Origin of the sequence: Bacillus sp. SIMBA_154 (assembly GCF_046536015.1) — a bacterium.
GTDB lineage: Bacteria > Bacillota > Bacilli > Bacillales > Bacillaceae > Bacillus > Bacillus pumilus_P.
In genome coordinates, this window is the sequence record NZ_JAWJBV010000506.1 from 1 (window position 1) to 248 (window position 248).

Genomic DNA, 248 nt, shown 5'->3' on the forward strand with positions numbered 1-248 from the left:
CATAAGTTCTACCGCCTGACCATTCGGTGCAGTACAGATCACCCAATCAAACCAGCCAAGACTAGCCCCAGTCTCATCAAAGAGCTCGGTTTGCTTTGCGTTTTGATGTCTTTCGTTTTGATGCTTATCATGATGCTGTGTCTGGCTCTGGGTAAACTGAGCAAGTGGTGCCACACGAGTTTTGAACACTATGTCTGTGTGTTTGAGCGCAGCCGCTAACTCACGTCCCCAGCTGGTCATCTTTGGTG

At 49.2% G+C, this 248-nt stretch carries 1 protein-coding gene; it reads right to left on the minus strand.

Going from position 1 to position 248, the window contains the following annotated elements:
- Positions 1–248, minus strand: a 248-nt coding sequence (locus R0K30_RS22925) for a hypothetical protein (protein ID WP_410613260.1), incomplete at both ends; no start/stop codon positions are given.